The organism is Halioglobus sp. HI00S01, from assembly GCF_001635445.1.
Lineage (GTDB): Bacteria > Pseudomonadota > Gammaproteobacteria > Pseudomonadales > Halieaceae > Halioglobus > Halioglobus japonicus.
The window spans coordinates 1-275 of the sequence record NZ_LWEE01000089.1 but is presented as its reverse complement, the minus strand read 5'-3'; the positions used below and the strand labels follow the sequence as shown (position 1 = coordinate 275).

The 275-nt window shown below is 64.0% G+C and carries 1 protein-coding gene; it reads right to left on the bottom strand.

The genetic code is table 11. The features are described from left to right. Positions 1-275: ABC transporter substrate-binding protein (locus A3709_RS12600; protein ID WP_197484180.1), on the bottom strand; the 275-nt coding region annotated here is incomplete at both ends.

Here is a 275-nt window from a genome sequence, read left to right as displayed (position 1 = left end):
CTCAGTAAAGCGATCCAGCTGGTCGCGCAGCTCGGCGCGGCCGGCCTCATCGAGGGAGCGGTACCTGTCGCTGCTGGCATAGGGACCCATGACACCGCGAGCGAATCCGCGGAAGTCGATAACGGGATCAAGAATGGCTTGCACCTCGCCGTAGTAGCGGTCGGGGTCCTCTTCGGCGTAGCCCTGGGCCTCTTCGACAACCTGCATCACCTTCTCGCTGGCCTCCCGAACAACGTCGTGCGCACCTGGGGCTTCACCCTCAGCGCTGACGGTAA